The organism is Thermoflavimicrobium dichotomicum, from assembly GCF_900114055.1.
Taxonomy (GTDB): Bacteria; Bacillota; Bacilli; order Thermoactinomycetales; family Thermoactinomycetaceae; genus Thermoflavimicrobium; species Thermoflavimicrobium dichotomicum.
Genome location: NZ_FORR01000046.1, coordinates 1 through 5269, shown reverse-complemented (window position 1 = coordinate 5269; position 5269 = coordinate 1). Strand labels below are relative to the sequence as shown.

The 5269-nt window shown below is 39.1% G+C and carries 3 protein-coding genes and 1 rRNA gene; 3 read left to right on the top strand and 1 reads right to left on the bottom strand.

Annotated elements, in window-relative coordinates; all coding sequences use genetic code 11:
- The 3 genes from BMZ78_RS18110 to msrB all read left to right on the top strand — a co-directional run.
- Window positions 1-87 (top strand): 16S ribosomal RNA (locus BMZ78_RS18110); the annotation flags it as partial.
- A 583-nt stretch (window positions 88-670) separates the two neighbouring features.
- Window positions 671-3076, top strand: coding sequence for a ribonucleoside-triphosphate reductase, adenosylcobalamin-dependent (gene nrdJ / locus BMZ78_RS18105; RefSeq protein WP_175482565.1), 2406 nt, complete (start codon window positions 671-673; stop codon window positions 3074-3076).
- Between the two features lie 219 nt (window positions 3077-3295).
- A complete protein-coding gene (gene msrB, locus BMZ78_RS18100; protein WP_093231785.1) occupies window positions 3296-3754 on the top strand; it encodes a peptide-methionine (R)-S-oxide reductase MsrB in 459 nt (152 codons plus the stop codon).
- 197 nt (window positions 3755-3951) lie between these two features.
- On the opposite strand, the gene BMZ78_RS18095 is transcribed toward msrB, so the two are convergent.
- The gene (locus BMZ78_RS18095) at window positions 3952-4785 is read right to left on the bottom strand and encodes a hypothetical protein (RefSeq protein WP_093231784.1); all 834 of its coding nucleotides are present in this window, start codon (window positions 4783-4785) and stop codon (window positions 3952-3954) included.
- Window positions 4786-5269: the final 484 nt, after the last annotated feature.

The window sequence follows — 5269 nt, the reverse complement described above, 5'->3', positions numbered from 1 at the left end:
AGCCAGCCGCCGAAGGTGGGGCAGATGATTGGGGTGAAGTCGTAACAAGGTATCCCTACCGGAAGGTGGGGATGGATCACCTCCTTTCTACGGAGCTTATTTCCGAATAACATTTACTTCTTGGGTCATGCCTTCTCACTCTTTGGTTTTCAGGGAACACAAAAACCTCTTTACTCCTAAGCCAAAGGAGTAAAGAGGTTTTTTGTTTGCTGCAAGGTGTTTTTGCAATCTTTTTGAATCCATTCATCTTTCTTTTGTACGCTGAAAGATTGATCAAACTTATTTAAAGTTGTATCTAAGTGAACGGTTCTCATTTTTCTTACTGGCATCAGTGAATATTTTTAAATAACGGGAATCTCTTTCTTGTTCAAATAGAGAAGTGATAAGGTTTTTGTATCCGTTTAAAAGCATGCGTGAATAAGAGCGTGAATGTATAGGCTTTTGCCTTTTAATGGTTGGGTCATCGGACTTTTCATTCCTGAGGTTTATGCTATTATTATATTCTACAGTCACGTTGCTTGATCATCATTGTAGGGAAATGATGTTACTATCCGTTTCTTTTAGAGGTTAAAATATAACGGTTTTACCATGTTATTGCTATTGCATATTGTCCTTCATTGCTATTGAATAGATGAGTGAGTATTAGTACCGGGCGGAGGAGGAAGATTGAATGATTCGCTTATCTGAAGAATTCTTAAATCGGTATACCGATTTTCCAGAGGATATGGAACCTATTGCGCAATTTACCTATTTGCGAACCTATTCTCGTTACTTACCTGAGTATGGACGCCGCGAAGTATGGAAAGAGACGGTAAAAAGAGCCACAGAATATAATATCAACCTGGCTTATCGTCACTATTCCAAAACCTTGACACCCGCCCAACTGCTCGAAAAGAAAAAGGAACTGGAAAAGGAAGCGGAGCTTCTTTTCGACAACATGTTTTACAGACGGCAATTTTGCTCTGGTAGAACATTGTGGGTTGGAAATGCATCCACTGGAGTAGCAGATAAATATCCACTAGCCAATTTCAATTGTAGCTTTACTAATATTGAGGATTGGGAAGATCTTTGTGATTTATTTTATCTATTGCTAGTGGGGACAGGCGTTGGTTTTAAAACGACAAAAAAATTAAGCCAAAAAATGAAACCGATTCGTAATCGATTTCGTACGACTCATGAGATGTATCGTCCGGTGGCAAAATCAGAGCGACTTGAGCATTCCAAGTTGGAAGTTCACGAACAAGATGGTTGTGCCAAGATTACGATTGGAGACTCCAAGGAAGGCTGGGTAGAGTCTCTTCGTTATTTTTTCCAGCTCCTCACACAACCTGAATATGAAAAAATTGAGCATATATTGTTTAACTATGATTCTGTACGGCCGAAAGGAGAACGTTTGAAAACGTTTGGTGGAACAGCCAGTGGGCATGAACCGCTCATGGAAATGTTTCAAGGGATTGAAAAAGTGTTGAAGAATCAGGTAGAGCAAGATACGGAGCCGCTTGAGGAAGTACAAGAAGGATATGTACGTGTCCGGCCTGTACATGTACTCGATATTGCCAATCGCATTGGTTATAACGTAGTGGTTGGTGGCGTTCGGCGAACAGCAGAAATTTGCTTATTTGACTATGATGACTATGAAACACTTTTTGCCAAGTATGGGATTAACGGACTTTGGGGTGAGGAAGCATTTACCCGTCATGAATTGATCAAGCAAAAGATGATTCAACTAGGCATTCCTGTACCCAAGTGGTGGGATAAATTAAGTGTAAAGTATTATGATGTTCATTATGCAGGAGGAACCAAAACATTCACTGATGCGGATGAAGCCAGACGATTTGCTGAAACACAAGGGATTTCTGATTATGTTCCTTTTCCTTATAACAATAGTCGTCCATTGCATCATCGTCGTATGTCAAACAATTCGATTGCTTTCCGTAGCCAACCATCCAAGGATTACTTGGATTTTGTGTTCCTGGTGATGCGTTCAGAGGGAGAGCCTGGCTTTGTCAATTTGGAAGAGATGGCCAGAAGACGATTAGCGCAGAAAGGAATCACGGAGCCTACTTCTTCTCAATTGGAAGAAACGATGGATGAAGTGGGAATGAATCCTTGTGCAGAGATTATTTTGAAATCGAAAAATGTCTGTAATCTCACTACAGTCAATGTAAAAGCTTTTGTAAAAGATGGCCGGCTTCAACTTGACCAGCTCATTGAGGCACAAAAGCTATCGGCGCGAATTGGTTATCGCATGACTCTGGTTGATCTTGAATTGCCACACTGGGATGTAGTACAAAAAGAAGAACGTTTACTTGGAACCTCCTTAACCGGTTGGAAGGATGCGATGGGAGAAATCGGTGCGGACGAAGAGACAGAAAAACAGTTATTAGAAACACTCGGACGGGTTGCCAGAGAAGAAGCAGATCGCTATGCCAAAGAATTGGGCTTGAATCGTTCTTTATTGGTTACGAGTGTAAAACCGGAAGGAACTCTCAGTTTGGTGGCGGGGGCAGTATCCAGTGGTTTGCATTGGTCCCATAGTCCTTATTATATTCGTCGGATTCGTATTACTGCTGATGATCCACTGGCAAAAGCCTGCCTGGAACATAAAGGATGGGTCATTCATCCAGAAGTGGGAACTCCTGGTCAAACTTACGAAGAGCAGATGAAAAATGCTCGTACTTTGGTCATAGATTTTCCAGTTAAATCAGGAGCGAAACGTACCAAGGATTCTGTAGATGTACATGAGCAATTCCGTACTTATTTTATGTTCCAAAAGTACTATACTGAGCATAATAGCTCCAATACGATTACTGTGAAACCACATGAATGGGAAGAAGCCTGTGAAATTGTTTATAAGAATTGGAAACAATTTATTGGCGTTTCCTTCTTATCTTATGATGGAGGATCTTATCCACTTGCTCCATATGAAGCATGTACAGAAGAAAAATATCATCAACTGGTTTCACAAATGGAGCCGTTTGACTTTGTGAAATTACTCAAATACGAAATAGCTGAAGACACCCAACTAGATGAAACGATGGAAGACTGTGCTTCGGGGGTTTGTCCGATTCGCTAATGCCAAATAGACCGTTGATTTGATGAATTTATCAACGGTCTATTTTATGTTTTTAGAGCTTGTTCACTCACACATCAAAAAGGAGTTTTTTAATGAAGTAAAATTTGTTCAATGGGATGGGAAAAAGGATTTAGAAGAAAAAACAGAGCGATGGTCAGCAACCGGTTTGTATGGAAAGACTTTTTCTGTTGCTATAATAATCATAAAGAGGTGAGAGAGATGATAAACAAGGATGAATTAAAAAAACGGTTGACCCGAATGCAATATGAAGTGACACAAAACAATGCCACTGAGCCTCCATTTCGTAATGAATATTGGAACCATTTTGAAGAAGGGATTTATGTGGACATTGTTTCTGGAGAACCGTTGTTTTGTTCACGTGATAAATTTGACTCTGGTTGTGGCTGGCCAAGCTTTACCAAACCGATTAAAGGGGAGCAGATTGTTGAAAAGCCGGACTATAGTTATGGAATGATTCGAACAGAAGTAAGAAGTAAGGAAGCGGATTCGCACCTCGGGCATGTATTTAACGATGGACCTGAACCTACTGGTTTACGTTATTGCATTAACTCAGCAGCATTACGCTTTATCCCAAAAGAGAAAATGGCAGAAGAGGGATATGCTGAGTATCTCTATTTATTTGAGAAGAAGCAAGATATGGATGTAGAAAAATCATAGGTGATTTTAGCTTGAATATTCAGTAAGCAGTCAAGGGAGTACTTTTGTTTAAAGAGAGCCAGAAAATTCAACCGCTCATACAACCTAATCACAGATCACGTTATGAACTGTCAGGAATCGGTTTTTCGAATTTCGAACATAGGTTCAAGCGTTCTCGAGAAACCGATTCCAAGGTATCAAGTTTATAGAGAAATATGTTATGTAGATAAACATTTTTCACAAATACAAAATGTTTCGAGTTCTTGAGCCACCGAATGTGAACAGTTGCTCCAATCTGCCAAGAGTTGGATATGCTCAACGGGTGTACCTTCTTTCGCTAATTGAATAAGGATGGGTTTCAGTTTTTGAAAGAGGGGCATTTCGATGCGGTCTGGCAAGATTTCTGCATAGGTCATGGCGTACATGGTTTTTATTTTTTTTAAGATTTCTTGAGCGATGCTTTGCTCAAGTTCAAATTCATGAATGGATTCTTGTGCACTTTCTTCCCCGATCTCAAAAAGGAAACTTGTTTCCATTTCTGCAACTGCCGATTCTAATGATTTGGAAAAAATAAAAAAAGGAATTTGGATGAATTGATCGTCCATCATTTCAGTCACTATCTTAGCAATTTTAACTTCAGACAAAAAAGGAAATAATTCAGCAATCACCGTTTCTAGTTGATCTAATATCCATGGGATGGTCAGATCAGATAATTCATCTTCATATGTTTCGTGCATCATTTCGTGTTCATCTTGATGGCTACATTGAATGATTCCGTTGTATTCCTTTAAAAAATCTTTTAGGAGAGGATACTGGTTTAGTTGGAAGGAGGCACCTGTATCCACTAATTTTCCTGAACAAACCCATGGCGAACTTGAATCGTGAATGAGAATATGTTTATTGGCTGTCAGTATGGTGTAGGCAAACCAATGGGCAACACAGAAAATGTACTCCGAAATGTTTTCATCAATTTTTTTCGCCAATTTTTTTTCTAGATCATGGATGCTTATTTTTTGGCCTTGATATGTTTTTATAGAAGGTGATTTGACCATATAAATCCAACCTTTCTAGAAAATGTATTTGATATTAAGTTCAACATATAAAAGAAAATACCTACAATTAAATAAAAAAATTGCAATAAAATCTGATAAAAGGGAGAATAGGGATATAAGATCTATGGATGAGTAGTGATTGTTTATCAATCGAGTGATGAGAATAAGACATAGCTGCATAAGTCAAGACGCCTGATATGATCAGGCCTTTAGAGCGAATCTGTTTGGAACGAACGACTTTTTCACAGGAACTGAGTGGGAGTGAGTTCACAAACACAAAGGGGTTAAATGATGCAACAGCCTGTTTAAGAAAAAAATAAAAAAAGGGGTTGCATTTTTTTTGACAGGGTGATATATTAATAAACGTCGCCGCGATGAGCGGTGAAAAAAGAAACGCACCTTGAAAATTAGATAAGGAAATGAAGTCAAGTCAAGGGTATCACCGAGACGAGTACCTTTAGCAACAGGTTAAGCTACTAAGGGC

Excerpts from the sequence above, each read along its gene's own strand:
- msrB (WP_093231785.1), top strand. The coding sequence starts at position 3,296 with ATGATAAACAAGGATGAATTAAAAAAACGGTTGACCCGAATGCAATAT.
- nrdJ (WP_175482565.1), top strand. The coding sequence starts at position 671 with ATGATTCGCTTATCTGAAGAATTCTTAAATCGGTATACCGATTTTCCA.
- BMZ78_RS18095 (WP_093231784.1), bottom strand. The coding sequence starts at position 4,785 with ATGGTCAAATCACCTTCTATAAAAACATATCAAGGCCAAAAAATAAGC.